The organism is Flavobacterium sp. CG_9.10, from assembly GCF_015752245.1.
Lineage (GTDB): Bacteria > Bacteroidota > Bacteroidia > Flavobacteriales > Flavobacteriaceae > Flavobacterium.
In genome coordinates, this window is the sequence record NZ_JADOVD010000001.1 from 33,319 (window position 1) to 60,158 (window position 26,840).

At 35.4% G+C, this 26,840-nt stretch carries 23 protein-coding genes; 9 read left to right on the top strand and 14 right to left on the bottom strand.

All coding sequences use genetic code 11. From position 1 onward, the window contains the following. Positions 1 to 180 precede the first annotated feature (180 nt). Positions 181 to 1,173, top strand: a complete 993-nt coding sequence (gene hemB / locus IWX84_RS00175) for a porphobilinogen synthase (protein ID WP_196848712.1) — start codon at positions 181 to 183, stop codon at positions 1,171 to 1,173. Between the two features lie 3 nt (positions 1,174 to 1,176). Continuing rightward, positions 1,177 to 1,587 (top strand): c-type cytochrome, encoded by a 411-nt coding sequence (locus tag IWX84_RS00180; RefSeq protein WP_196848713.1) that lies wholly within the window; start codon positions 1,177 to 1,179, stop codon positions 1,585 to 1,587. Position 1,588: 1 nt separating this feature from the next. Here the strand turns inward: IWX84_RS00180 and IWX84_RS00185 are convergent, their stop codons facing one another. Further along, a complete protein-coding gene (locus IWX84_RS00185; RefSeq protein ID WP_196848714.1) occupies positions 1,589 to 1,807 on the bottom strand; it encodes a hypothetical protein in 219 nt (72 codons plus the stop codon). A gap of 9 nt (positions 1,808 to 1,816) precedes the next feature. On the opposite strand from IWX84_RS00185, the gene IWX84_RS00190 reads away from it, so the two are divergent. The 3 genes from IWX84_RS00190 (at position 1,817) to IWX84_RS00200 (ending at position 4,702) form a co-directional block, all read left to right on the top strand. Continuing rightward, entirely contained in the window at positions 1,817 to 2,287 is a 471-nt protein-coding gene (locus tag IWX84_RS00190; protein WP_196848715.1) for a methylated-DNA--[protein]-cysteine S-methyltransferase, read from the top strand. 127 nt (positions 2,288 to 2,414) lie between these two features. Next, complete coding sequence (locus IWX84_RS00195; RefSeq protein ID WP_196848716.1) at positions 2,415 to 3,128, top strand: 3'-5' exonuclease; 714 nt, start codon at positions 2,415 to 2,417, stop codon at positions 3,126 to 3,128. A gap of 134 nt (positions 3,129 to 3,262) precedes the next feature. Then, positions 3,263 to 4,702, top strand: a complete 1,440-nt coding sequence (locus IWX84_RS00200) for a nucleoside recognition domain-containing protein (RefSeq protein WP_196848717.1) — start codon at positions 3,263 to 3,265, stop codon at positions 4,700 to 4,702. 343 nt (positions 4,703 to 5,045) lie between these two features. Here IWX84_RS00200 and IWX84_RS00205 read toward each other — a convergent pair whose 3' ends face one another. The 9 genes from IWX84_RS00205 to IWX84_RS00245 all read right to left on the bottom strand — a co-directional run bounded on the left by IWX84_RS00205 (position 5,046) and on the right by IWX84_RS00245 (position 18,044). After that, entirely contained in the window at positions 5,046 to 7,085 is a 2,040-nt protein-coding gene (locus IWX84_RS00205; RefSeq protein WP_196848718.1) for a M4 family metallopeptidase, read from the bottom strand. Between the two features lie 239 nt (positions 7,086 to 7,324). After that, the gene (locus IWX84_RS00210; RefSeq protein WP_196848719.1) at positions 7,325 to 10,081 is read right to left on the bottom strand and encodes a M4 family metallopeptidase; all 2,757 of its coding nucleotides are present in this window, start codon (positions 10,079 to 10,081) and stop codon (positions 7,325 to 7,327) included. Positions 10,082 to 10,335: 254 nt separating this feature from the next. Beyond that, a complete protein-coding gene (locus IWX84_RS00215; RefSeq protein ID WP_196848720.1) occupies positions 10,336 to 10,995 on the bottom strand; it encodes a CoA transferase subunit B in 660 nt (219 codons plus the stop codon). A 51-nt stretch (positions 10,996 to 11,046) separates the two neighbouring features. Next, positions 11,047 to 11,394, bottom strand: coding sequence for a four helix bundle protein (locus tag IWX84_RS00220; RefSeq protein WP_196848721.1), 348 nt, complete (start codon positions 11,392 to 11,394; stop codon positions 11,047 to 11,049). A 38-nt stretch (positions 11,395 to 11,432) separates the two neighbouring features. Further along, on the bottom strand, positions 11,433 to 12,134 hold the full coding sequence (locus IWX84_RS00225; RefSeq protein ID WP_196848722.1) for a CoA transferase subunit A: 702 nt from the start codon (positions 12,132 to 12,134) through the stop codon (positions 11,433 to 11,435). Between the two features lie 197 nt (positions 12,135 to 12,331). Continuing rightward, positions 12,332 to 14,641: a penicillin-binding protein 1A gene (locus IWX84_RS00230; RefSeq protein ID WP_196848723.1), complete on the bottom strand. Its 2,310-nt coding sequence runs from the start codon at positions 14,639 to 14,641 to the stop codon at positions 12,332 to 12,334. Positions 14,642 to 14,650: 9 nt separating this feature from the next. Beyond that, positions 14,651 to 15,130, bottom strand: a complete 480-nt coding sequence (locus IWX84_RS00235; RefSeq protein ID WP_196848724.1) for a gliding motility lipoprotein GldH — start codon at positions 15,128 to 15,130, stop codon at positions 14,651 to 14,653. Next, positions 15,114 to 16,424, bottom strand: a complete 1,311-nt coding sequence (locus tag IWX84_RS00240) for a stage 0 sporulation family protein (RefSeq protein ID WP_196848725.1) — start codon at positions 16,422 to 16,424, stop codon at positions 15,114 to 15,116. Before IWX84_RS00240 ends, IWX84_RS00235 begins: the two co-directional genes overlap by 17 nt. A 261-nt stretch (positions 16,425 to 16,685) precedes the next feature. Further along, a complete protein-coding gene (locus tag IWX84_RS00245; protein WP_196848726.1) occupies positions 16,686 to 18,044 on the bottom strand; it encodes a rhodanese-related sulfurtransferase in 1,359 nt (452 codons plus the stop codon). Positions 18,045 to 18,403: 359 nt separating this feature from the next. On the opposite strand from IWX84_RS00245, the gene IWX84_RS00250 reads away from it, so the two are divergent. Beyond that, complete coding sequence (locus IWX84_RS00250; RefSeq protein WP_196848727.1) at positions 18,404 to 20,554, top strand: PAS domain S-box protein; 2,151 nt, start codon at positions 18,404 to 18,406, stop codon at positions 20,552 to 20,554. Positions 20,555 to 20,632: 78 nt separating this feature from the next. Here the strand turns inward: IWX84_RS00250 and IWX84_RS00255 are convergent, their stop codons facing one another. From IWX84_RS00255 to IWX84_RS00265, 3 genes are all read right to left on the bottom strand, one after another. Further along, positions 20,633 to 21,043 (bottom strand): BrxA/BrxB family bacilliredoxin, encoded by a 411-nt coding sequence (locus tag IWX84_RS00255; RefSeq protein ID WP_196848728.1) that lies wholly within the window; start codon positions 21,041 to 21,043, stop codon positions 20,633 to 20,635. Positions 21,044 to 21,145: 102 nt separating this feature from the next. Next, positions 21,146 to 22,291, bottom strand: a complete 1,146-nt coding sequence (locus tag IWX84_RS00260) for a lycopene cyclase family protein (protein ID WP_196848729.1) — start codon at positions 22,289 to 22,291, stop codon at positions 21,146 to 21,148. Positions 22,292 to 22,343: 52 nt separating this feature from the next. After that, positions 22,344 to 23,099: a transporter gene (locus tag IWX84_RS00265; protein WP_196848730.1), complete on the bottom strand. Its 756-nt coding sequence runs from the start codon at positions 23,097 to 23,099 to the stop codon at positions 22,344 to 22,346. 88 nt (positions 23,100 to 23,187) lie between these two features. On the opposite strand from IWX84_RS00265, the gene IWX84_RS00270 reads away from it, so the two are divergent. The 3 genes from IWX84_RS00270 to IWX84_RS00280 all read left to right on the top strand — a co-directional run bounded on the left by IWX84_RS00270 (position 23,188) and on the right by IWX84_RS00280 (position 26,293). Then, complete coding sequence (locus IWX84_RS00270) at positions 23,188 to 25,059, top strand: Nramp family divalent metal transporter (RefSeq protein WP_196848731.1); 1,872 nt, start codon at positions 23,188 to 23,190, stop codon at positions 25,057 to 25,059. A gap of 115 nt (positions 25,060 to 25,174) precedes the next feature. Beyond that, positions 25,175 to 25,828: a metal-dependent transcriptional regulator gene (locus IWX84_RS00275; protein WP_196848732.1), complete on the top strand. Its 654-nt coding sequence runs from the start codon at positions 25,175 to 25,177 to the stop codon at positions 25,826 to 25,828. A gap of 48 nt (positions 25,829 to 25,876) precedes the next feature. After that, positions 25,877 to 26,293, top strand: a complete 417-nt coding sequence (locus IWX84_RS00280) for a hypothetical protein (RefSeq protein WP_196848733.1) — start codon at positions 25,877 to 25,879, stop codon at positions 26,291 to 26,293. A 23-nt stretch (positions 26,294 to 26,316) separates the two neighbouring features. Here the strand turns inward: IWX84_RS00280 and IWX84_RS00285 are convergent, their stop codons facing one another. Beyond that, entirely contained in the window at positions 26,317 to 26,814 is a 498-nt protein-coding gene (locus tag IWX84_RS00285) for a PAS domain-containing protein (protein WP_196848734.1), read from the bottom strand. Positions 26,815 to 26,840 lie beyond the last annotated feature (26 nt).

Genomic DNA, 26,840 nt, shown 5'->3' on the forward strand with positions numbered 1-26,840 from the left:
GTGATTGCAGATGTGACGCAATTCTTAACTAATGAAATTATAAAAAAATATATAACAAGATTGAAGAGTAATGATTGGTTCGCCAGTTCGCCTTTAAGGCTCGGGTAACGATTTGTGATTTCAGAAGTACAGGAGAACAAATCAAAAATCAAAATTCGTTAATCAAAAATCAAAAATCATATGTTCCCATTACAAAGAGGTAGAAGATTACGCGTCAATGAATCCATTAGAAGTTTAGTTCGTGAAACCAGTTTAAGTCCATCGGATTTTATGTTTCCGATGTTTATTGCAGAAGGTGAAAATGTACAAGTGGAAATTTCTTCGATGCCGGGGATTTTTCGTCGCTCCATTGATTTGACGGTCGAAGAAGTAAAAGAAATATATGCATTGGGTATTCGTGCCGTGAACATTTATGTAAAAGTCAGTGAAAATTTAAAAGACAATACAGGGAAAGAAGCTTGGAATAAAGATGGATTGATGCAGCAAGCAATTCGCGCTATCAAAACCGCTTGTCCGGAAATGATTGTAATGCCTGATGTGGCTTTAGATCCGTATTCTATTTATGGTCATGACGGAATTATTGCAAACGGAGATGTAGAGAATGATTCAACTAATGAAGCTTTGGTAAAAATGGCCGTTTCTCATGCTCAGGCTGGTGCCGATTTTGTCGCGCCAAGTGATATGATGGACGGACGAGTTTTACGTTTGCGACAAGGTCTGGATGCAGCCGGTTTTCACAATGTGGGAATCATGAGCTATTCGGCTAAATATGCATCCGCTTTTTACGGACCGTTTCGTGATGCTTTAGATAGCGCGCCAGTGGATTCAACGGATATCCCAAAAGACAAGAAAACCTACCAAATGGATTATGCGAACCGCATCGAGGCCATTAAAGAAGCGTTGTGGGATGTAGAAGAAGGTGCTGATATGGTGATGGTGAAACCAGGAATTGCGTATTTAGACATCGTTCGCGAGGTTAAAAATGCCGTGAATGTTCCCGTAACCGTTTTTCATGTTTCGGGGGAATATGCGATGATTAAAGCCGCTGCCGAAAGAGGCTGGCTTGACCATGATAAAATTATGATGGAACAATTAATGTGTATCAAACGCGCGGGAGCAAGCTTAATTTCGACTTATTTTGCCAAAGAAGCTGCGATACTTTTAAATAAATAACCCATGAAAAAATTATTATTTTTAGCAGCAGTTTTAGTACTGCTGTCTTGCAAAAAAGAAAATCAAGAATCTTTTGGAAAATCAGAAAATCAATCAGAGAATAAATCTGAGGAGTCAGCCGAAAACATAGCTAAATCACCAGAAGCACTAGGGAAAGAAATTTTTGAAGGAAAAGGAAATTGTGTCGCCTGTCATCAAGTGAACAACAAACTAATTGGTCCGAGCGTTCAAGATATTGCAAAAATATATAAAGAAAAGAATGGCAATATTATCGCTTTCCTGAAAGAGGATGCTGCGCCATTGGTTGACCCAAGTCAATACGAAGTGATGAAAACTAATTTCGCACTTACTGAAGAGATGTCTGACGAGGAATTAAAAGGATTGGAAGCCTATTTTTACAGCAATTTGAAATAATTTAGGCTGAACTTGTTTCAGTATTAGGAGCTATTTCCTGCTGTCCGTTATATCTTTTCTTGTCTCGTCTCGTCTTATGGGACGAGACGAGACAAGAAAAGGATGCCACTTCCATCAGGGCTAAAAAACAACAACCATTCGTCTCAGCGAATGGTTTTTTTATATCCATTATTTTCTTCTTTGTGAACTTTGCGAAAACTTTATGTACTTTGCAGTTCATTTTTATTTTATGGAAACAGCTTACATCAAAACACCTTTAGGAATTGCTACAATCATTGGTGACGAAAATGGGATTTCGGTAATTTCAGTTTCTGATGAAGGAGAAATTTCAAGCACAATTCCAACAATTTTAAAGGATGTCGTTTCGCAACTCAATGAGTATTTCGAAGGGAAAAGAAACGATTTCGATTTTAAATTAAATCCAAAAGGAACTGATTTTCAACAAAAAATATGGAAAGCATTATTGGAGATTCCATACGGGAAAACCAGAACGTATCTAGAACAGTCCAAAATTTTAGGGGATGTCAAAGCCATCCGAGCTGTAGCTTCGGCCAATGGGAAAAATCCTTTGTGGATTGTGGTTCCCTGTCATCGAGTAATAGGAACTGATGGTTCATTGACGGGTTATGCAGGAGGTTTGTGGCGCAAGAAATGGTTATTGGAACACGAAAACCCAACGATACAACAAAGTTTGTTTTAGTAGCAACACAGATTTATACGAATTATCATATTTTACTTATATTTGGAATATATATATTTCATACTGCATTTAGTAGGTTTACTAAATGGGTGGTAATTTGTGAAATCTCTGTTTAAAAAAGAAAGCAATGATAGAAAAAATAAACCTCAATAACATTCTCTTCCTCGATATAGAAACCGTTCCGGAATCCGAAGATTTCAACGCATTAGATTCTGAGATGAAACAGCTGTGGGAAAACAAAACCCAATACCAGCGCAAAGAGGAATATACGCCGGAGGATTTTTATGATCGCGCGGGAATTTGGGCCGAGTTTGGTAAAATTGTCTGCATTTCGGTGGGTTATTTTGTTATCAAAAGTGATATTAGAAACTTTAGAGTTACTTCGTTTTTTGGAGAAGAAAAGAAAATTCTTCAGGATTTCAATAATTTATTAAACACTCATTTTAACCAACCACAGCATGTTTTGTGCGGTCATAACGCAAAAGAATTTGATATTCCATTCATCGCTCGACGCATGATTATTAACCAAATTGCTATTCCCAACAAGTTAAACCTATTTGGAAAAAAACCTTGGGAGATTCCACATTTGGATACTTTGGAATTGTGGAAATTTGGAGATTACAAGCATTATACTTCTTTAAAATTAATGTGTAAAGTACTGGGAATTCCTTCGCCAAAAGGCGATATCGATGGCAGTCAGGTGGGACATGTTTTTTATGTGGAAAAAGACATTGACAGAATTGTCACCTATTGTGAAAAAGATACCATTGCCGTAGCACAAATTTTCCTTCGTTTGCGACGAGAAGATTTGTTGATTGATGAGGAAATTATTCATATTTAAAAACAATTTTAATGGCGGTAAAGATCCCAATATCAAAAATCAAAACTCGTTCATGAAATTGATTTTGGTCATTGCGGTTGACTTTTGGTATTACAATTGTTATTGATTTATTACATTTACAAAAATTATAGATTATGGTATTAAGTAGATTCTGGTTAGCTATTTTTATTTCTTCAATTATCTTTATAATAGTCAGTTTGTTTACTGCTAATACATATACCATAGATTATGTTTTGAATGGAAAAAAGGACGATCCAGTTCTAATTTCTGAGAAATACGCGGAACAACTTCCTACTTTTATTAAAGACAGCATCAAAAAAGCACCAGATCAAACCATGATTATCAATCGGGATACGCTAAATGCTGACACGACTTATGTTTATAAAAATAAAACCGTAAAAATTTTCAGTGGCGTTCAAAAATCTGATGGGTTATTGCCAACTTGTAAAAACACTTTACTCGATTTAATACTGCCGCTTATGGCTTATTTGGCTTTTTTCTGTGGACTGATGGAACTTTTAATCATTTCCGGAGCATCTGGAAAATTAGCTAAAGCATTGAGTCCGGTTTTTGTAAAAGTATTTCCGAGTATTCCAAAAGACCATCCTTCCATCTCCTACATGACCTTAAACTTTGCCGCTAATTTCTTGGGATTAGATTCTGCTGCGACTCCATTTGGACTAAAAGCCATGGAAAGTTTACAAGAAATAAACCCCGATAAAGACAAAGCCAGTGATGCGCAGATCATGTTTATGTGTTTGCATGCTTCTGGTTTAACGTTAATAGCTACTTCTATTATTGGGTATCGAGCTGCCGCCAATGCAACTAATCCTGCCGATGTAATGCTGCCTTGTATTATTACTTCTTTTATTGGTACGATTGCCGCTTTTTTAATTGTTGGAATCAAACAAAAAATTAATTTCAAAAGTGCTTCTTTGGTTGTCACCTTGATGGTATTAATCGCTGCAATTGTTGGTTTATTGATGTACGTGAATCATTTGGATTTAATTGGAAAAAACTATTTCACCTCTAATCTTTCCGGGTTGATATTGGTTGGAATTATCGCTTTTACGTTGATTTTTTCATTCATTCATGAGAAGAAATTTGCTGAAGCAAGCACCACCGTCTTTGAATCCTTTGTAGTAGGAGCTAATAATGGAGTTAAAACCGGGGTTACTATTTTTCCTTATGTTTTGGGAATGTTAGTGGCCATTTCTCTATTTAGAAATAGCGGTTTATTTGAAATTATCAGTAATGGGATTTCCTTTGTCTTTTCTAATATTGGTGTGAGTAAAGAGATTACCGATGCTTTGCCAGTAGCGATGCTTCGTCCTTTTAGTTCTGCGGGATCGAGAGGATTTTTGATTGATTCTATGAATACTTTTGGAGCCGATTCCTTAACAGGTCGATTGAGCAGTATTTTTCAATGTAGCGCCGAAAGTACTTTTTATGTAATTGCGGTTTATTTTGGTTCTGTAAACATCAAAAACACCCGTTACGCTTTAGGAACAATGCTTTTGGTAGATTTAATTTGCGTTATCACCGCTATTTTTGTGGCGAGTTGGTTTTTTTAACCTGTACTTTAAATCATAAAAAGGCGGCTTAAGACGAGATTAAAAGAATAGTTTTAACTTGTTGGGTATACTTATCAAAAACGTCAGTTCGAGTGTTTTTTGTGCAATGAAATGAAGCGAAAAATGAATCGAGAACCGTTTTTGATAATAAATTTTCTTGTTCTCGATAAGATTTTCTTCCCGAGGCTTAGGGAGTAAACCACTCAGACTGTCGAAAATTTATCATTAAAAACTAATTACACCCAACAGGTTAGTTTTATAGTTAGATAGTTTCTTAAAATAACTCCATAAAAAAAGCCTCACAATCAAGTGAGGCTTTCCTTTTAATGTATTTAGAACAGGATTATTTCTTAATAAAAGATTTAACAACAGTATCTTGACCATTGTTCAATTCGAAGAAATAGATTCCTTTACTTAGGTTGCTTACATTGATTTCTCCACCAGAAGTTTTCCCAGTTTGAATTTGGAATCCTAGAGAATTGAAGATTTTGTATGAGCTCACTTTGTTTTCTTTAACAGAAACATTCAATACTTCAGAAGTTGGATTTGGATACAATACAAATGCTTCATTAGTAATTTCAGTTTTTGCTGTTTTAGAAAGCGCTGTTTTAGCGGTTGATACATAAGCTGTTCCAACACCTACTGCATAAAATGCATTAGTTGTTGCTATTACCTCAAGAGAACCTGCTCCGTACAAATCGATAGCTGCTTGAATTCCATAAGTTCTTGCATTTGCGTAAGTAGAGCTTGATGTCATGTAAATGCTTTCCATACGGTAAGTTATTTTAGCTGCTTTATCTATTCCAATTCCAGTTATGCTATAAGAACTTCCTTTATCATTTGTTCCTGTTTTACCTTCGGTTAAGATATAAAACCAGTGGTTTAAGACACCGCTATTGTTGTGAACACCACATTGATCATTGTTTGAAGTTGGTCTGCATTTTGTTTGACTAGTCCAATTTATCCCGCCGTAAGTATCCGGTTGTCCTTCCGTTTTTGGGTTACTCATAGAACGTAATGACAAATGTCCTGCTCTTCTTTCGATGTCTTCACCGATTAACCATCTTTGTTTATTAGGTGCTGCATAATATTCGATACATGCTCCCCAAATATCTGAAAGAGCTTCATTCATGGCTCCTGATTCGTTTTTGTATGCTAAGTTTGCTGTGTTTGAACATACAGCGTGACCTATTTCGTGTCCTGCTACATCAATTGATGTTAAGATGTCAAATCCGCCAGTTCCAGAACCATCACCGTAAGTCATCACACTTCCATTCCAGTATGCATTATTGTAAGCGGAGCTATAGTGAACGTAGCTTTTTATAGCTGCTCCAGCGTTGTTGTAACTGTTTCTTCCGTGAATAAGAGAAAAGTAGTCATACGTTTTTTCAGCTCCCCAATGTGCGTCTAATGCTCCATTGTCTTTGTTTACATTGTTGTATTCAGCGGCGGTCCAGTTGTTGTCTACATCGGTAAAATTAACCGCTGCAGTGTAGCTAGTTCCCTTTTTCATGTTGTAAGTCATAACTCCGCTTCCACGAGTTGCGTCAGACAAAATGTATGATGCTCCGCTAAGAGAAGTTTGAATAGATTGTGTTCCGCTGTAACGTGTGTCAGCATTTGCCAATACAAAAGCCGTAGCCAAATTTTTATTTTCTGATTTCTTGTCAACTGATGGTTTTGATCCGTTGCTGAATTCGCCTAAATGTTTGATTGTAGCGTTGTATAATAAAGTTGCTCCGGTTACCGCATCAACATAAATATCTCCACGGCTTACTGGATTTGTAGCGTAGATGTCAAATTTGTATGCTAAACGAAGTTGCTCTGTTTTTTTACCGTTGTTATCTTCATCTTCAAGTGGAAGTAACACTAGTTCTCCTGCAGGTTTTTGATAATCGTTTATTTTAGCTTCTGCTGGTGAATCCCAAAGATATTGAGAAGCTCCAATTTGTTGCAATGCACGACTAAATGCTTGTTCTTTTGATAAAGAAGGACGTGTATTAACATTGTCTAATTGATAGAATTCTCCGCTCATTGATTCTAGTTTCCCAGATTTTGAGTGAAGGGTATAAGTAGAAAATTCTACTTTTACTCCTTGGTGAAACAATTGAAATTTTTCATGTGAAAATCCAAATTTGTCTGTTTCTGATTTAGTTTTAGAAAAACTAGAATTGTTTTTTAAACCTAATTGTTCTGTGAATGCGATTTGAGAATCTGTAGATTTATAAGTTGATTTCTCATTAAAAGTGATTAAGGAAGGTTTTCCTCTTTCGTCATTGAATTTTTGTTTTACATTTTTGCTGCCATCTTGAGCGCTTGCTTCAAATGCAAAGAAAGAAACGGATGCAAACAGCGCAATTTTTCCAAGTAATTTTGTTTTCATTGGTTGGGGTTTTTGGTTAGTATTTATTTATTAAGACAATTAAATTTATTTTGCCAAAATTAACAAAAAACACATACGATGTTATATAAAATGGTTTTTATTTTTTATTTATCGCAATATAATAAGAATTACAATAGATGAATCCCCATAAAGGTATAAAGGATATGACATTTATATATAAAAAAAGGGGTCGTCTTTTTTTAAGACAACCCCTTTTTTTATTTAGTAATTAAGAAAAATTAATTTTTAATAAATTTCTTAGTTATTCTTTTTTGGCCGTCGTTTACTTCTAAAAGATAAACTCCTGCGCCTAATTTGCTAACATTGATTGCGTTTTCAGAAATTTTACCTTGCTCAACTTGTTGACCTAAGTAATTGATAACTCTAAAAGAAGCATTTCTGTTATCTGCCATTTTAACATTTAAGAATTCATTAGCCGGGTTTGGAGACATCGTGTAATCAAAAATGTTATTCTCAGTACCCAAATCTCCTGCAAAACTGGTGTTAAATGCTGCGATAGCCGCACCTCCAATATTTACAGTATAATCTTCTACTTCTCCATAAGAAAAAGTTTCACAAGCCGTTTGAGCTGCATTATATTTCATAGAAACTCTCATTCTTGTTGCTCCTGCTAAAGCAGTTGTTGGAACTGTAAAAGTACTAGTTAGGTTAGCGCTACTTGAAGAAGATCCAGAAACGATTTGTTCAGTTGTTTCAAAAATACCGTTTTTGTTATAATCAATCCAGATTTTCCAATACTCAGTGTAAGCTGAGCCGCTAAAACCAGCGCTAAACAAGATAGTGTTCGCTCCATAAGGCACATTTCCTGTCAAAGATGTAAAGTTTCCGTATCCTGCATTTGCACCACTTGTATTAGCAATTCCTCCTAGACCAACGTAGTCGATGTATTCAGACGTTGCATTGGTTCCTTTAGAAACGCAATACGTAGTTGTAGTTCCTGATGTTGTTACATTTACTACGTTACTTGCAGCAGATAAATTACCGGCAGCATCTTTTGCTTTTACAGAGAAAGTGTAAGCAGTAGCAGCTGTTAATCCCGAAACAGCATAGGTGGTTCCTGTAACAGTGGCTTTTAAAGTGGTCCCTTGATAAACATTATATCCTGTAACTGCTACATTATCAGTAGAAGCTGTCCAAGATAAGTTTGTTGTTGTTGAAGTAGTTCCTGAAGCTGCTAAACCAGCTGGTGTAGATGGTGCAATAGTATCAGCTGAGCCAGCATAAGCAGCACCAACTCCTACGGCATAAAATGCGTTTGTAGTAGCAATTACCTCAGCAGAACCAGCTCCGTATAAGTCGACTGCTGATTGGATAGCATATGTTCTTGCATTAGCATATGTAGAACTTGCGGTCAAGTAAACACTTTCTAAACGATAGGCTATTTTTTCCGCTTTGGCTATTGTAATTCCAGTTACGTTAAATGCGCTTCCGATATCATTTGTCCCTGATTTACCAATAGATAAAATATAAAACCAGTGATTTAATACGCCACTATTTGTATGTACTCCACCTGAATCGGCAGTTCCTGTATACCAATATGTACCTTTGTAGGTATCTGGTTGTCCTTCAGCATTAGGATTGCTCATAGAACGTAGAGACAAATGTCCTGTTCTTCTTTCGATATCTTCACCAATTAACCAAGTTGATTTGGTTGGTGCTGCTGAAAACTCAATACAAGCTCCCCAGATATCTGAAAATCCTTCATTCATTGCACCCGATTCATTTAAGTAAGTTAAGTTGGCTGTATTGCTACAAACGGCGTGACCAATTTCGTGACCAGCAACATCTAAAGCTGTCAATATGTCAAATCCGCCGGTTCCACTTCCGTCTCCATAAGTCATTACAGATCCATTCCAAAATGCATTATTGTTATCCGGATAGCCGGCTGCAATTAGATTATAATGGATATAACTTTTTATTTTTGCTCCAGCATTATCAAAGCTATTTCGCCCATGTACCGTCGACCAATAATCGTAGGTTTTTTCTGCGCCCCAATGTCCATCTAAAGCTCCGTTGTCTTTATTTGTATTATTAAATTCCGTAGCGGTCCAGTTATTATCAGCATCTGTAAAATTAGTTGTAGGATAGGTAGCTGTTCTAGCCGAATTATAAGTTTGAACTCCTAAACCACGGGTCGCATCAGATAAAATATAAGATGAACCACTTAATGTAGTTTGAATGGATTGAGTTCCACTATAACGTGTTGCAGCATTAGCAGCAACGAAAGCAACAGTGCTCGCTTTTTCTTTTGACATTTCGGCAGAAGTTGCATGGCTGCCGTTGCTATATTCACCAAGATGTTTGATAATAGCATTGTAGAGTAATACCTCGCCTGTAACAGCATCAATATATACGTCGCCACGACTTACAGGTAGTGAAGCATAAATATCAAATTTATACGCTAAACGTAAGTTGTTGTCTTTTAATTTTGAAGTTGGACCTTCTAACACAGGAAGTAAAACTAACTCTCCAGTTGGTTTTTGGTAGTTCATTACTGCAGCATCTTCTTTTGAATCCCAAAGATATTTTTTAGCGCCAATTTTTTTCAATGCGCGGCCAAAAGCTTGTTCTTTTGACAAAGTAGGTTGAGTGTTGACTTTATCTAACGAAAAGAACTCTCCGCTCATTGATTCTAGTTTTCCAGATTTGGAGTGCAGTGTGTAGGTAGAAAATTCAACTTTTATTCCTTGATGATACAATTGGAATTTTTCATGAGAAAATCCTAATTTGTCTGTTTCGGATTTAGTTTTAGAAAAATTTGAATTGTCCTTTAATCCCAACTGTTCTACTAATGCTTTTTGAGAATCTGAAGATTTGTAGGTAGATTTTTCATTAAAAACTATTAATGAAGGTTTTCCTCTTTCATCAGTAATTTTTTGTTTTACATTTTTGGCGGCATCTTGTGCATTTGCTTCTAATGCAAAAAAAGAAACGGATGCGAACAACGCGATTTTTCCGAGTAATTTTGTTTTCATTTGTTTGGGGTTTTGGTTAGTTGTCGAAATAAAAATATTTAAACATGTCGGCGAATTTAACTAAAAAATAACATACTAATCATCATTTGTTTAAATTATTTAAATTAAATGCATGAGAAGCACAAAACACGTAGAAAATTATATCTTTTTAAGATTCGTCAGTAATCAGAAATAGGATTAAATTGAAGGCAAAAAAAATGCATCCATTTATAGGATGCATTTTTAGTATTGTAGATTCAAAAAAGAAGTTAATTTTAATCAATAACCATTTCAAGAATTTCGCCATCAATAATTAAAGTGGCTTCGGTTGAAGCTATAATATGTTCCACCGATACTCCGGGAGCACGTTCCAATAGTTTAAATCCATTTGGAGTTATTTCCATCACGGCTAACTCTGTAACTACTTTTTTAACGCAACCAACTCCTGTTAACGGGAGACTACATTTTTTTAGGATTTTTGACTCTCCAGCTTTGTTGACATGCATCATGGCAACAATAATATTTTCGGCAGAAGCCACTAAATCCATGGCGCCTCCCATTCCTTTAACCATTTTACCCGGAATTTTCCAGTTGGCGATATCCCCATTTTCTGAAACTTCCATCGCTCCAAGAATGGTTAAATCAACATGCTGTCCACGTATCATTCCAAAACTGAATGCGGAATCAAAAAAACTCGCTCCAGGCAAAGTAGTTATGGTTTGTTTTCCGGCATTGATTAAATCAGCATCTTCATCGCCCTCAAAAGGGAATGGTCCCATACCAAGAATTCCGTTTTCGCTTTGAAACTCAACGTCAATTCCTTCTGGAATATAATTAGCCACTAAAGTTGGAATTCCGATTCCAAGATTCACGTAATAGTTGTGTTTTAATTCTTTTGCAATTCGTTGTGCAATTTGATTTTTGTCTAAAGCCATTTCTTAATGTATCAATTTATGAATGTAACAATATATCAATTTTGAGAATTATTACTTATTATTTTTACTAGTGCTTAGGATTTTGTAAACTATTAATCCTAATTCATTAATTTGAATTTTTAGGCTTTCATCAAAAGGATACGAGGATGCTTTTTCACAAAGCAAAAGCCAGTATTTTGTTTCCTCTAGTTCTTTGGCAGCAATTTTAATTTTATGAATAAAATCCGCTCTGCTTTCTGCATTTTGTGCTTCATGAATATTAGCGCCTATACTTGTTCCTGACTTTAATAGTTGATTGGCAATAATAAATTTGCGTTTATTTTCTAATATTTCACAAAAAGCTATAATACCTAATGCAAAATCAATGGATTTAGTAACAACAATATTCTCTTTATCCATTTTCTATTAATTGTGATATTGAAAAATTGTTTAATTGTTTAATTTTTTGCACGAACCGTTCTTTGTTCAATTCTTTTTTCATATTTCACACCTTGAAAAATTCTATTTACAAGTATTCCCGGAATATGAATTTCATTTGGATCTAAACTTCCTGCAGGCAACAATTCTTCTACTTCTGCGATAGTGATTTTTGCAGCTCCAGCCATACATGGATTGAAGTTTCTTGCTGTTCCTTTGAAAATTAGGTTTCCGGCTTCGTCGCCTTTCCAAGCTTTCACAATAGCAAAGTCAGCTTCAAAAGCATGTTCCATGACATGCATTTTTCCATTAAATTCCCGAACTTCTTTCCCAACTGCCACTTCTGTACCAAAACCTGCAGGAGTAAAAAAAGCAGGAATTCCAGCTTGAGCCGCACGACAACGTTCCGCTAATGTTCCTTGAGGGATTAGGTCAACTTCGAGTTCTCCCGAAAGCATTTGGCGTTCAAATTCGGCATTTTCTCCTACGTAAGAAGAAATCATCTTCTTGATTTGGCGTTTTTGTAATAATAAACCAAGACCAAAATCATCGACACCGGCATTGTTGGAAATACAGGTTAGATTATTGGTTTCTTTTTTTACTAATTCGGCTATGCAGTTTTCTGGAATACCGCATAATCCAAAACCCCCCAGCATGATGGTCATGCCGTTTTCAACTCCTTGAAGTGCTTCTTTAACGTTATTTACTTTTTTGTTGATCATATGATTAGTTGCTAATTCACAAATTTTAGTTTTACTAAAAAACTTGAGTCATTAAGATTATTAAAGTCATAATGGTTACCGAAATTTAAGTTTGGAAACGAATAACCTAGCCCTGATAGCAGTGAAAATCCTTTTCCTTTTTTATTCAAAAAGGAAAAGATTGAAACGAATAGCAGGATTAGCTCCAAATAAACTTTCTACAATTCGAATTCTCCTGTATCTTGTTGTATATCAGTAGTGTCTTTTACTTTTGGGGCAGAATAACAATCTACCTTTATGGAAAGATTAGGCGGCCTGTTAAAATTTTCTTTGGAAACCTTAAGACCTGAATCTGCATAACAAAGTTTCATAAAATACGCCCAAACCGGCAATGCGGCAGTTGCACCTTGTCCATAAGTAATGCTTTTGAAGCGGGCCGAACGATCTTCACAGCCTACCCAAACACCGGTCACAAGATTAGGAACCATTCCCATAAACCAACCATCGGATTGGTTTTGTGTTGTTCCTGTTTTACCTGCTATTGGATTTCGGAACTGATATGGATAACCAGTCCAGCGATTGTCTCCGTCTCCTCCATAAGTGGTACGTAAACGGTCACCAGAACCTCCCTCGGTAACACCTTCAAGTAATTTTATTACTGCAAATGCAATATCTTTATTTAAAACATCATGAGACTCAGGAATAGGTTCGTAGATGATGGTACCACTTTTATCTTCGATGCGGCTTAGAAATTGTGGTTTCGTATATACCCCTTGGTTAGCGAAAGTACTGTAAGCAGCAACCATATCTTCAACGGTGATTTCAACGGCTCCCAATGCAATGGATGGTTGTAAAGGAATTTCAGATTTCACTCCTAGTTTATGGGTCAATTCTACCACTGCTTCAGGACCTACTTTATCCATCAATTTTGCTGAAATGGTGTTGATAGAGTTGGCTAAAGCTCTTTTTAAAGTTACCATTCCTCGGTATCGGTTGTCAGAATTTTTTGGAGTCCAAGATTCCGTCACGTGATGACGTCCAACAGGAATTGTAAATGGTGAATCTATAATGGAATCACAAGGTGACATATTCAATTGTTCGATGGCTGTAGCATAAACAAATGGTTTGAAAGTTGAACCTACTTGTCTCGCACCTTGTCCTACGTGATCGTACTGAAAATATTTGTAGTTAATTCCCCCAACCCAGGCTTTTATGTTACCCGTTTGTGGTTCCATGGCCATCAATCCAGACTGTAAAAAATGTTTGTAATAACGGATCGAATCCAAAGGAGTCATGATAGTATCTCTTTCTCCTTTCCAAGAAAAGACCGTCATTTTTGTTTTTTCGTTGAACGATTTTACAATTTCATCATCGCTTTTATCTTGTGATTTCATAACTTCCCAACGGTGTGACGATTTCATTGCCTGATTCAGAATTCGTTCCGTTTCTTTAGTAGAAATATTTACAAAAGGAGCGTTTTTATTTCTTTTTGCTTCAATGAAAAATTGCTGTTGAAGGTTTGCCATGTGTGCTGCAACCGCTTCTTCAGCATGCAATTGCATTCTGGAATCTATGGTAGTGTATATTTTTAGACCGTCTTTATAAATATCATAATCAGAACCATCCGGTTTTTTATTTTCTTCTACCCATTTTTTCATGTAATCGCGCAGGTATTCTCTAAAATAAGTAGCCGTTCCGTCTTTATGGGTTTCTAATTTAAAATGCAAGACGATAGGTAAACTTTGTAATTTTACTTTTTGATCTTCGGTAATGATTTTTCCTTTTTCCATTTGCAAAAGCACCACGTTTCTGCGATTTTTTACTCCTTCTGGATTTCTAACAGGATTGTATAAACCGGAGTTTTTGAACATTCCAACTAACATTGCCGACTCGTCAATGGTTAAATCCTTTGGTTCTTTTGAAAAATAAGTTTTTGCAGCGGAGCTAACCCCTACAGAATTGTTTCCAAAATCATAAACATTGCAATACATTGCGATTATTTCGTTTTTGGTGTATTGTCTTTCTAGTCTAATGGCAATAATCCATTCTTTTACTTTTTGTACAATTCTAAAAGGTAAAAACTTCGAACCTTCACCGTGAAACAATTGCTTGGCAAGTTGCTGGGTTAATGTACTCGCTCCACCGCTTGTTCCTACACTTGCAATTGCTCTCAAAGTCCCTCTTCCATCTATACCGGAATGCTCATAAAAACGCGCATCTTCTGTTGCCACCAATGCTTGAACCAGGTTTTTAGGTAAATCAGCATACTTTAATTGAGACCTGTTTTTTTCAAAATATTTCCCCAAAACCACTCCATCAGAAGAGATGATTTCTGTGGCTAAATTGGAATCTGGATTCTCTAAATCTTCAAAAGAAGGCATCGAACCTAAAAGTCCCCATGAGGCGAATAAGAAAAATAATGCGATAGAACCTAAGGCATAAAAGAAAATTTTCCAAAATTTCTTTTTATAATAGGTTGCATCTCTCTCTATGTTTTTAGCCTGATTGTTGTTTTTCTTGATAGCCATAATAATATTTTAATCTTTTTTTTCTATTCTAAAACCAACTTCTGTAATTCCATCTAAAAGCTTTACGCCGGGAACTTTTCCAGTTTCTCGAACGGCTTGTTTTATATGAACTTTATACTTTCCTTTAAATTGTTCATTTTCCTTGTAAACGAGTTTACTTTCTTTTATGTCCGAAAACCCATCACCCAGCAAAGACCCGTCTGGATTTGCCATTTGGTATTCAAGCGTATCCACTTTTGTAAAACCATTTTGTTTTTCGATGGAAACAATTAAAAACAGATTGTTGTATTTATAATTTTTGTTGTCTCTCAAATTGACAAATAAATTATATCGTTTTGTTGAATCTAATACCGGCAAATCGAAAGTAACAATACTGTCTTTATGCCAAGCACTTCCAACAGATTTGTACTCGTCAAAAACTCTTTTTTTGTCGCATGAAGAAGAGAGGATTACAACCAAAAGAAGTAAAGCGCTATTTTTTATCCACATTTTTAGTAATAATTATAGGTTTTCTTGGCTCGGCGGGTTTTTTGTCAACAGGATTTTGTCTGTTGTTATTGTTGGGTTTATTATTTGCAGGCTTAATGGTATTGTTATTATTATTCGAAGGATTAATAGTATTGTTATTATTTGCTACAATTATATTTTCCCCACCCGGTTTGCGTTTTTTGTTTTGTTTTTTCTTTGCTTTTGGTTGGTCAAAACGAGTTAAACTCTCTTGCCCCATAGCATTGTTGAAGTTTTTCTCTGGCTCCACAACAAGTTCTATGGCAAAATCCTCCAAAGAGGAAACTTTGTTTTTCAACTTGTTTTCAGCAATAATTTCTTTGACTTGTTCGATTTTCAACACATGCCAATTCGCAAAATTGTTAGTATAAGCAAACCACATTAGTCCTTTGAAAATATCTTGTTTTTGGCAAATGGCATCTCCTTTTTCAGTCACCAATTTTGTTTCAAAATCAGGAAAACCTTTCAAAGCATCCATATAAGTATCTAGTTCATAGTTCAAGCAGCATTTTAATTTACCGCATTGTCCAGCTAGTTTTTGTGGATTCAATGACAATTGTTGGTAACGGGCTGCTGAGGTATTTACACTTCTAAAATCCGTTAGCCAAGTAGAACAGCATAATTCTCTTCCGCAAGAACCAATTCCTCCTAAACGTGCTGCTTCCTGACGGAAACCAACTTGTTTCATCTCGATTCTGGTACTGAATTCTTTTGCGAAATCTTTAATTAAAGCACGAAAGTCAATTCGGTCATTTGCCGTATAATAAAAAGTAGCTTTGGAACCATCTCCTTGAAATTCAATGTCAGAAATTTTCATTTCTAGTTTTTGAGCAATCGCTAATTCACGCGCTCTAACTTTCATTGGTTCTTCTTTATCTCGAGCAGTCGACCAGATATCGATATCTTTTTGGGATGCTTTTCTGTAGATTTTTGGAACTTCGTTGCTCGTAGGATTTACTCCTTTTTTCTTCATTTGAATCCGAACCAATTCGCCCGTAAGAGTAACAATTCCTATATCATGTCCAGGAGAAGCAACCGTAGCTACAATGTCTCCCATACTTAAAGTTAACTTTTCCGTATTGCGGTAAAACTCTTTTCTTCCGTTTTTAAAACGTACTTCAACACAGTCGAAAGGCGCTTCACCATTAGGCAAACTCATATTAGAAAGCCAGTCGAAAACCGTTAATTTGTTGCAGCTATCGGTGCCGCAAGTCCCATTATTTTTACAACCCTTAGGTGCACCACCATCAGAAGTTGAACAACTTGTACATGCCATAATTTTATATGTAGTGTTGCGATAATTGCAACTTAAGTTCTTAAAAAGATTAATGTGTAAAGATAGCATTTTTTAGTTTTAAGTTACAATGATTGAAAATGCCAAATAATCATAAATTTTTTATAAAAAAAACCCATTACGATTGAATCCGTAATGGGTTGATTTCTAATTTTTAACTCCTGTTTACACGTACTTTTAACTGATTTGTTCTTACAAATTTTGAAAATTATCATGAATTAAAATTTTGGTAATTGTTTACTTTTATGCTTCTAAAATTTTATACAATTTGTCCGATAATCGAATTCTAAACGGTAATTTGAAAGTACACGTATCACCTGGAAACGCTTTTTCTGAAGCGACTTCATTAACAAACATAGCATCGATAATCATTTCCTGTTCTCCAGTTGTGGAACCTTTGATTAATATTTTGTCGCCAATTTTGATTTCGTCATCTTCAATAAGAAACTGTGCAATACTTGGTTTTGGAAAAAAGTGAGTTCCCTTCCCGATGTATATTTTCTTGATTTTAGGTTCTTTTTTTATGGCTTTTTTCGGTTTCTCTGCAACAAAAACGCCATGAGTTTCTTCATTATTTTTGAAAGTCAACACGTCTGATTTTCCTTTTTTGAAAATCATATTGCCATTTTTAATACCTCTGCGAATGGCTTTTTGTTCGTCTTCCGGAAGATGAATTACAGCAATACATTCCTGAGAACAACAGCCTTCCATTGCGGTTTTACATTCCTCGCATTGGATGAAAAGCAAATGACAACCTTCATTTACGCAATTGGTATGCACATCACAAGGTTTGCCGCATTGGTGGCATTGAGACACAATATCGTCTGTGATTCTTTCGCCCAAGCGGTGATCAAAAACAAAGTTTTTACCTATGAATTTACTTTCTAAACCTTCAGCTTTTACTTGTCTCGTGTATTCGATAATTCCACCTTCAAGTTGATATATATTTTCAAAACCTTTGTGTTTAAAATAGGCGCTGGCTTTCTCGCATCGAATTCCTCCGGTGCAATACATCAACAATTTTTTGTCTTGTTTGTGTTCCGAAAGTTGTTCTTCTATGATAGGTAAGCTTTCACGAAAAGTGTCTACATCTGGCTTTATGGCTTTGGTAAAATGACCGATTTCGCTTTCGTAGTGATTCCGCATATCAACCACAATGGTGTCAGGATCTTCTAGTAGTTCGTTGAATTCCTTAGCTTTTAAGTGAATTCCAATATTAGTCACGTCAAAAGTTTCGTCAACCAAACCATCAGCAACAATTTTGTCGCGAACCTTTACGGTAAGTTTTAAGAAGGAATGATCGTCATGTTCCACGGCAATATTCAACCGAATGCCTTTCATGAAATCGTAGGCTTCAATAGAATCTTTAAACGCATAGAAATTATCTGCGGGAAGTGATAATTGGGCATTGATTCCCTCACTGGCTACATATATTCGACCTAGAACCTCGAGAGGATTCCACGCCAGAAATAATTCGTTACGAAATTGTGTTGGATTTTGAATTTGCGCATAAGCATAGAAAGACAAAGTTAATCTTTGCTTTCCGGCATCATCGATCATGATGGCTCTTTCTTCTGCGCTTAAGGTGTTATACAGTTGCATGCTATAAACAGTTTTAAGTTGAGAAAATTATTTTTGCAAAAGTAGAAAAAAAGTAGCTGAGTTGCAAAGTTGTCGATAGTCTAAATTTTTAGCCCTGATGGGAGGGAAAATCCTATGCTTTTTAGCATAGATTGGAATGACAGCAGGATTAGCTCCAAATAAAAAAAGTAATTATTGGTTGGAAAAAGTCATTTAGAACCCGTGGTGAATTTGAGTAAATCGTTTCTTTTTCTTGTTGATTTTCTCTAAGATAATATCTTACAATTCTATTTGAAAAGTAAATATAATTGATTAACTTTCAAATGTGTAAGTTTATTTTTGCTGCCCTTTTCAGATGTTGAATTTAAAAATTTTGAGCTATGAAAATCTCCTTTGAAAAGCGAATATTCCTTGGGTTCGTGATTAACTTACTTGTCGTTTTTGTATCAGGTTGGATTTTTGTTTCACGGCTGAACAACGAAAAAAATAAAGAAATGAATTCCAGATTGGATTGGATTGAACTTTCCTTATTTGTTCTCTCTTTTGTTTTATTAATTATCGTGTATTTTATTATTCGTGCGCAATTGAACGCCAAAAACATATCACAGAATTTACTTCTTGAAAACAAACAGCTTTTGCAGTCCATAATTGACAATACCACTAGTCCTATTTTTATAAAAAAAATAAATGGCGAGTACATATTGATTAATAAACAATTCGAGTCTTTATTTAAGATTTCTAATGAGGAAATAATAGGCAAAACAGATTATGATTTTCTTCCCGCGACTGTAGCTGATGCTTATCGAAATTCCGATTTTGAAGCTGTCAAAGCGCTCAAAGAATTAAAAACAGAGGAAACGATTCAACAGCAAGATGGCTTACACACTTACATCGCCGTAAAATTCCCTTTATTCGATTCAAAAGGAAGGGTATATGCTCTTGGAGGAATTTTTACTGATATTTCGGATAGAAAACAACTAGATGAATCATTTAAAGCGGCGGATAAATTCTTCAATATGTCCTTAGACATGATGATTATTGCGTCCAAGGATAAATTTATAAAAATAAACACCGCAGTCAGTAAAATTTTGGGCTATTCGGAAGAAGAATTGTTGAGCCAGCCTTTTCTTGCGTATGTGTATCCTGATGATATTGAATCTACCAAAAATGAGGTGGTTAAACTGCAAGCAGGGGCTCCATCCATAAAATTTGAAAACCGATATATCTGTAAAGATGGATCGATTAAATGGATTTTGTGGTCAGTGTATCCTGATGTTGCAAGTGGGCTTTTATATGCTGTTGCCCGTGACATTACCGCATTAAAGGAAAGTGAAAAATCGTTAATGGAAGCCGAAAATTTTTTTAAGATGTCCTATGAATTGCTTGTTGTTGCCAAGGGCGATTATTTTATAAAAGTAAATCCGGCTTTCACAAGAACTCTTGGCTTTGACCAAAATGACATGAATAAAAAGACGTTTCTGTCTTTTACTCATCCGGATGATTTAAAATCTTCTATTGCGGCAGTCGAAAGATTGAAGAAAGGGGAGCCTATGTTGAATTTTAGAGCTAGGGCAATTTGTAAAGATGGATCTTATAAATGGTTGGAATGGTCCGGTACAATAGATATGCAGACGGGAATAATGTATGCTGTTGCTAGAGATGTAACCGAAAAAATTCAAAATGAAGAAACCTTGAAAATAGCGAATATGTTTTTTAATATGGCATTCGACATTCTTACAGTAGCCAAGGGTGAACATTTTATTAAAATTAATCAAGCTTTCACTAAAACACTCGGGTATAATCAAGAGGATATGGACCGATTGAAATTTATGGATTTAATTCACCCTGATGACAGGAAATATGCTGACGAGGTGTTGACAAAACACCTCACAGGATCACCGGTTGTCAATTTTAGAACTCGATTTATTTGTAAAGACGGATCCTATAAATGGCTGGACTGGAATAGCAATATGGATGTGCAGCAAGGTGTTTTCTATTCTGTGGCGCGGGATGTTACAGAACTAGTTAAATTAGAAGAAGAAGAGAAAACAGCGATAGATGATCTTTATGAAAATGAGGAGAAATTAAGATTAATAGTGGAAAATATTGGAGAAGGTGTTATTGTTGCCAATGCAGATAAAAAAATAGTTTTGGCTAATGATATGGCCAATGAAATTTTTGGAATCGAAGAAGATGAAAAAATATCATCTCATTTGACGGACCATTTCGAATTGTACTTTCCTGATGAAAAAACGATATTTCCTTCTCAAAATTTACCAATGGAGCGTGCGTTGAACGGTGAAATAACAGATGATGTTGAAGTCGTTCTTTGGAATCCGGTTGCGCAGGAAAAAAAACGGGTTCTTATTAGTGGCAGACCCCTAGTTGATCAAAACAATAAAGTAGTTGCGGCAGTTGTGACCATTAAGGACATCAGTAAATACAAACAACTGGAACAAGAATTGAAAGAAACAGAGTTGAAATACCGGCAATTAATCGGTTTTAGAAAAGGGGGCGATACGGCTGTTTGATTTTTATAAAAAATCTTAAAAGCAGATATAAAAAAACCATCAACATAAGCTGATGGTTTTAGTTTGATTTTTACTGGATTAACAGTATTCGTTGAAAGCGTCTTTTAGATTCTCAGCAATCAATTCAGCTGGGCGACCTTCAATGTGATGACGCTCTAACATATGAACTAATTCACCGTCTTTAAACAATGCGATACTTGGAGATGATGGAGGAAAAGGAAACATAAATCCTCTAGCGGCATCTACAGCTTCTTTATCAACACCAGCAAAAACCGTTACCATATGGTCAGGTTTTTTAGCGTTTTCCAAACTCATTTTTGCTCCCGGACGTGCATTCCTTGCCGCACAACCGCAAACCGAATTAACCACTACAAGAGTAGTTCCTTCAGATTTTATTGCGTTTTCAACTGATTCAGCCGTATGTAATTCTTGAAAACCTGCGTCAGATAGTTCAGCACGCATTGGTTTTACCATTTCTTCTGGATACATATTTTTTATTTTAAAATTTATAATCTCAAGTTGCAAAGTTACAAAGTTTAAAACCAACAAATTTATTTGAACTATAAAGTTTTGTTACAGTTGGATTGTTTTTTATTTTTTGAAAACAACATGAAAAATAGCTTTAATAAATAACATTTTAGGGCATTTTAAAATTACTTTAATATCTTCTATAAAAGTGGTTTCCTCGTCTAAGAATTTAAAAATTAAGGTTGGATTCCCTTTTTTGAACATGGAGGAAAAAATAGAAGAGCCCAATTCATTTTTACGATCTAAAATATCTAAAAGTAATAAGTCGTAGAACCAGAATTTGGTTTTTTTATGAAACTTCGTGAAGTCAGTTTCCGTTTGAAGGAATGAAACCAATTCAGTGGATTTTTTATCAGAGTTTTTGAAAGTGTATCCGGTACTCGCTTTAGTCCAACCACCGGAAGTACCAATATTAATGACGTTTTTGGTGTTGAGTTTCCAAAAAGGATAACATGTCATAGGAATACTACCTTGTTCTTTTTCCATGATTTCGTAATTGTTAATCCCTAGTTTTTCAATGTATTTTTTGATTTCGTTTTCGTATTCTGACTTTTCTAAATGCTTGTGCGAAAAGAGCGTGTATTCCAATAAAGCTTCGGTCTTCGACGTTGGCAAAACATACATAAAACGGGTGTTCCCTTTTTGTTCAACCGAAAAATCCATGAATGTCGCTTCTTCAGGATTAAAAACAGCTTGTTCACTTTTTATAAACCAACCAATAAAATGCTGTTGCAAAACAGGATATTTGGACTGATTTTCAACTTTTTGTTTGTTGTAAATACTGTTAAATAATTTGGAACAGGAAAAACTTTCAGAATCAGTTTCTATCAGAATTAAATTGTCGGATTCTTCAATTTCGGTTACTTTTTGGTGGATGAAAGTGATGTTTCCTTGTTTCGAAATCAAATCAAATACTTGTGTGTAAAAATCCAAGCCCTTCACCATGTTGTATTTATACGGTTTTAAATCCAAATCACGCTTGAAATTTTCATTGGCAAACAAAGCCACATCCCATTTTTTGGATATAGATTTCTCCCAAATCACTTCTTCTTTTGTCCAAAAACACCAAGTTCTGTCGTTGGCTTTTTTAGTGTTTTCATCCAATAACAAAATACTTTTATCATAAAATTTACCGGATTGCACCATTTTATATACAGTCATCAAAGCAGATAAACCGGTTCCCGTGAAAATAAAATCGAAGTGTTTCATTTAGATTGATTGCAATTTTCATCAAAAATAGTCAATTTATAAAGAATTAAAATCAGATTTTGAATCGAAGAGAATAACCTAAAGCAAAATAATATTTTGGCGATGTTTTAGAAAAACCAATGCCACCGGAAATATCCAATTGATGGTTTGGGTTAAATAGATAAGTTAATCCAGCGTCGCATCGATGGTCTGGTTTTTCAATTTGCGGAACAAAACCGTATAACTCAAAATAGCCTCCTATTTTTTCCGTGAACGAATAACCGCTTGTCAGGGTGTAAATAAAGGTTGGTTCTGCTGTTTCGCCATTCCATTCAGCACCTATATTGTAACTTAATGATTGTTTGTCGGACAGGGTGTGTTGCATGGTGAATCGAAATTCAGGAGCATAAAAAGGGGTTTTAAAACTTTTTGAAGCAAACTTTGGGATTGAAATATGCGCGATAAAAGATGTCGTTGGAATAATTCCTTTTTCTTCGAAAAGTCGAGTTTTGAAACCTATGAAAACGGGAGTTAAACCAGAAGTCTTTTCGGAATTGACTTTGTCAATGACATATTCAGTGATTAATCGCAACTCAAAGTGATCATTTATTCCAAAACGAGTCAAGATTGTTGGCGCGACAATCTCATTAGAATTAGCATTAGTTTTTTCGTAAGAAAAGCCATTTTCCATTTGGAAATAATTCTTTGGAACTATAAAGGGACACTCGGTTTGATCAGGTCTATCCGTTTGAATGGAAGGCAAATCTTGCGAAAATGCAATGTTGAAAAAAAGCAACATTTTGATTAATAGTAGTTTATGAATTTTCATTATGTATAAATAAATATTTAGACAAAACTAAAAAATATATTTTGCATATAAAAATTTATTATTATATTTGTTTCGAAAAATATACATCATGGGAAAATCGTTGGAAGAAGTTCACGGATCAGTAACCACACTAAACAAGAAATCGGTATTCCGAAAAATCCTTGCTTTTTTTGGGCCGGCCTATTTAATTAGTGTTGGTTATATGGATCCTGGAAACTGGGCAACAGATATTGCGGGCGGAAGCCAGTTTGGGTATGCCTTGCTTTGGGTATTATTGATGAGCAATATTATGGCTTTGTTGCTGCAAAGCTTGAGTGCCCGTTTGGGGATTGTTACGCAACGTGATTTGGCGCAAGCCTCACGGGAAACCTATTCGCCATTTATCAATTATATATTGTATTTCCTTGCGGAAATTGCTATCGCGGCCTGTGATCTTGCCGAGGTTTTAGGAATGGCAATTGGGATCAATTTACTGTTTGATATTCCGTTGATTGAAGGCGTGTTAATTACCGTTTTAGATACTTTCTTGTTGCTGTTTTTGATTAACAAAGGCATCCGAAAAATGGAAGCTTTTATCATTGTATTGGTTGCTATCATTGGATTTTCTTTTATTTTTGAAATGATTTTTGCGCAGCCGGAACTGGATAAAGTGTTGTTTGGATTAATTCCTTCTATGCCTAATGAAACGGCTTTGTATATCGCTATAGGAATTATTGGAGCTACAGTTATGCCGCACAATTTATACTTGCATTCTTCTTTGGTGCAAACCAGAAAATTCGAGAGAACTACCGCTGGGATTAAACAAGCTTTGAAATATAACTTCATCGATTCTACCATTGCTTTAAACTTAGCTTTTTTGGTAAATGCAGCTATTTTGATCTTGGCTGCAGCCACATTTTATAAAAATGGCATGTTTGAAGTGGCCGAAATTCAAGATGCCCACCGCTTTCTGGAGCCGCTTTTAGGAAGCAAATTTGCACCTATATTATTTGCAGTCGCCTTGATTGCTGCCGGACAAAGTTCTACTATTACGGGGACGCTTGCCGGTCAAATTGTAATGGAGGGGTATCTTAATTTACGTATTCAGCCGTGGGTTCGAAGAATCATAACCCGGTTAATTGCCATTATTCCTGCCGTTATTGTAATTACTATCTATGGAGAAAGTGTCACAGGAAAACTATTGATTTTGAGTCAGGTTATCTTGAGTTTACAATTGGGTTTTGCCATTATTCCGTTGATTCATTTTGTAAGTGATAAATCAAAAATGAAAGGATTTCATATCGGGAGAATTACCCAAATCGCTTCCTGGATTATAGCAACAATTATTGTTTCACTAAATGCCAAACTAGTTTTTGATGAAATAACTGGTTGGCTTGAAACTTCCGAAAATCCGCTATTGCTGTGGCTAACGGTGGTTCCCTTAGCCATAAGTTTCTTGATTTTGTTGCTTTATATTGTGTTCAAGCCTTTTATTTCCAAAGCAAAAATTGATATTCAAAATCATTCACCACATAGTTTAAAACTGCAATTTTCTAAAACGGGAAGTTATACTAAAAAGAATATTGCGGTCTCCGTAGATTTCTCCAGTGCAGATGAGGTGGCGTTAAATAACGCTTTTGAGTTAGGCGGAATAGAAGCAAAATACACCTTAATTCATGTGGTAGAAACGGTAGGAGCGATGGTTTATGGCGAAAATATTGATGATCATGAAACTTTGATAGACGAGAAATTACTGAATGAATACAGAGAAATGCTTTCGGAAAAAGGATTTAAAGTGGAAATAAAATTGGGATTTGGTAAACCAAATAAAGTGATTTCCAACATTATCAATGAAGGGAATTTCGACGTTTTGGTCATGGGAACGCACGGCCACACTGGATTCAAAGATTTGATTTTTGGAACTACTGTCGATAAATTGCGTCATAAAATTTCCATTCCGTTACTTATTGTGAAAAATTAAATTTCCTTATCCCAACCCTCTCCCAAGGCGAGGGAGTCGAGAATTGGATTATTTCTAACCAGCAATATTTTCCGTTTTCTCAATACTTAATTCAAAATACTTAATACTCTTCCCTATGACCTTTTCAGAAGAAAATTATCTTAAAACCATATATCATCTAACGATTATTTCAGATTCAGAAATAAGCACCAATGCCATTGCCGAAAAAATGGAAACCAAAGCTTCGTCAGTGACTGACATGCTTAAGAAACTTGCCGAGAAAGATTTGGTTCATTATAAAAAATATCAAGGTGTATCCCTAACCGAAAAAGGGAAACTATCTGCAAAAATGATTGTCAGAAAACACCGTCTCTGGGAGGTTTTTCTAGTTGAAAAGTTAGATTTTTCTTGGGATGAGGTTCATGATATCGCAGAACAATTAGAACACATAAAATCTGAAAAACTCATCAACAAACTGGATGATTTTCTGGGGAATCCAACCGAAGATCCGCACGGAGACCCCATTCCGGATGTTAACGGGCGAATTATTAAAATAGAAAAACAGCTGCTTTCGGAATTAGCGGAGAACCAATGCGGAATATGTGTTGGCGTAAAAGACACTTCGTCAGAATTTCTTAAATATTTAGACAAACAGGAAATTTCTTTGGGCTCTAAAATTGAAATTATTGGGAAAGAAAGTTTTGACTTGTCATTGAAGATAAAAGTGGACCATAAAGATTTGACAATATCCCACAAAATTGCAAGCAATCTTTTTGTGAAGTTAAATTAATAAATTTGGTCCTATCTTTGAAAGAACTATTATAAAAAATTATTAAATATGAAAAAGTCGTTTCTGTTATTTCTACTCGTTTTCAGTACTCTGACATTTGCACAAAGTCCAGTAAAGGAAAATATCAAATACCTAAAAATCATTCAGAAAAAGTGTGCAAATAAGAAAGGATACCAACTAGTTTTAAAGCAAGTGGTGAGTGATTCCCGCTGTCCCGAAGGACTAAATTGTATCTGGGCGGGTGAAGCTTCTGCGATTATATCGGTATATAAAGATTCAAAGTTAGTTGAGGATAATACGATGGTTTTTTCGATGAAAAATGAACAAGAAAATTTAAAATGGTTTGCCAATTATTTGCCAAAAAAACAAAAAAACTTAAAAAGCGTTAGTGTTTTTCCTTATCCAAAAAAAGGAGTTAAGATTAATGCAAAGGAGTCGTACCTAAAAATTGGGTTTGCCAAATAAGGAATGACTTAAAAATTATTGCGCTATTTTTTATCGCTTTTAAAGCCAATTAATTTTCGGTATTTCTGTTCGCTTTCCTCTAATGCAACTTCCAGTTCTTTGTAATAAGTAATGTCTTTTATATTTGCCACTGCGGCGATAACATAGTTATTTTCATCTACTATTGGTCTACCACTAATTATGACCCTTTTTTTAGTTTTAGACTCAAAATCGGCTATTATAATTTCAACGTCATCAGTTGATTCGCCTTTTAATGCTTTTTCCAACGGAAGGTTTTGAGCTGGGAAAACGGTTTTTTCGTCGGGATAATATAATTCGTATTTAGCGGACCAATCAAGGGTAGTGGGGTTTGCTGAATCTTGCTTTATTCCTATTATTTCTTCTGCCATGTGATTGGATAAAACAATTCTTTTTTGGTTATCAGTAACAATAATTCCTTCTCCAATATTTTCCAGAATTAATTTCAGTTTTAGTTCGTTAAGGCGCACTACTTTTTCGGCTTCTATTTTTTCATTTTCCATTTTTTTTCTTAATGAAATGTCTTTGA

Excerpts from the sequence above, each read along its gene's own strand:
- IWX84_RS00230 (WP_196848723.1), bottom strand. The coding sequence starts at position 14,641 with ATGGCTATCAAGAAAAACAACAATCAGGCTAAAAACATAGAGAGAGAT.
- IWX84_RS00210 (WP_196848719.1), bottom strand. The coding sequence starts at position 10,081 with ATGAAAACAAAATTACTCGGAAAAATCGCGTTGTTCGCATCCGTTTCT.
- IWX84_RS00255 (WP_196848728.1), bottom strand. The coding sequence starts at position 21,043 with ATGTATCCAGAAGAAATGGTAAAACCAATGCGTGCTGAACTATCTGAC.
- IWX84_RS00220 (WP_196848721.1), bottom strand. The coding sequence starts at position 11,394 with ATGGATAAAGAGAATATTGTTGTTACTAAATCCATTGATTTTGCATTA.
- IWX84_RS00180 (WP_196848713.1), top strand. The coding sequence starts at position 1,177 with ATGAAAAAATTATTATTTTTAGCAGCAGTTTTAGTACTGCTGTCTTGC.
- IWX84_RS00205 (WP_196848718.1), bottom strand. The coding sequence starts at position 7,085 with ATGAAAACAAAATTACTTGGAAAAATTGCGCTGTTTGCATCCGTTTCT.
- IWX84_RS00200 (WP_196848717.1), top strand. The coding sequence starts at position 3,263 with ATGGTATTAAGTAGATTCTGGTTAGCTATTTTTATTTCTTCAATTATC.
- IWX84_RS00190 (WP_196848715.1), top strand. The coding sequence starts at position 1,817 with ATGGAAACAGCTTACATCAAAACACCTTTAGGAATTGCTACAATCATT.
- IWX84_RS00285 (WP_196848734.1), bottom strand. The coding sequence starts at position 26,814 with ATGGAAAATGAAAAAATAGAAGCCGAAAAAGTAGTGCGCCTTAACGAA.
- IWX84_RS00265 (WP_196848730.1), bottom strand. The coding sequence starts at position 23,099 with ATGAAAATTCATAAACTACTATTAATCAAAATGTTGCTTTTTTTCAAC.
- IWX84_RS00225 (WP_196848722.1), bottom strand. The coding sequence starts at position 12,134 with ATGATCAACAAAAAAGTAAATAACGTTAAAGAAGCACTTCAAGGAGTT.
- IWX84_RS00215 (WP_196848720.1), bottom strand. The coding sequence starts at position 10,995 with ATGGCTTTAGACAAAAATCAAATTGCACAACGAATTGCAAAAGAATTA.
- IWX84_RS00240 (WP_196848725.1), bottom strand. The coding sequence starts at position 16,424 with ATGGCATGTACAAGTTGTTCAACTTCTGATGGTGGTGCACCTAAGGGT.
- IWX84_RS00185 (WP_196848714.1), bottom strand. The coding sequence starts at position 1,807 with ATGAACTGCAAAGTACATAAAGTTTTCGCAAAGTTCACAAAGAAGAAA.
- IWX84_RS00245 (WP_196848726.1), bottom strand. The coding sequence starts at position 18,044 with ATGCAACTGTATAACACCTTAAGCGCAGAAGAAAGAGCCATCATGATC.
- IWX84_RS00275 (WP_196848732.1), top strand. The coding sequence starts at position 25,175 with ATGACCTTTTCAGAAGAAAATTATCTTAAAACCATATATCATCTAACG.
- hemB (WP_196848712.1), top strand. The coding sequence starts at position 181 with ATGTTCCCATTACAAAGAGGTAGAAGATTACGCGTCAATGAATCCATT.
- IWX84_RS00280 (WP_196848733.1), top strand. The coding sequence starts at position 25,877 with ATGAAAAAGTCGTTTCTGTTATTTCTACTCGTTTTCAGTACTCTGACA.
- IWX84_RS00195 (WP_196848716.1), top strand. The coding sequence starts at position 2,415 with ATGATAGAAAAAATAAACCTCAATAACATTCTCTTCCTCGATATAGAA.
- IWX84_RS00260 (WP_196848729.1), bottom strand. The coding sequence starts at position 22,291 with ATGAAACACTTCGATTTTATTTTCACGGGAACCGGTTTATCTGCTTTG.
- IWX84_RS00235 (WP_196848724.1), bottom strand. The coding sequence starts at position 15,130 with ATGTGGATAAAAAATAGCGCTTTACTTCTTTTGGTTGTAATCCTCTCT.
- IWX84_RS00250 (WP_196848727.1), top strand. The coding sequence starts at position 18,404 with ATGAAAATCTCCTTTGAAAAGCGAATATTCCTTGGGTTCGTGATTAAC.
- IWX84_RS00270 (WP_196848731.1), top strand. The coding sequence starts at position 23,188 with ATGGGAAAATCGTTGGAAGAAGTTCACGGATCAGTAACCACACTAAAC.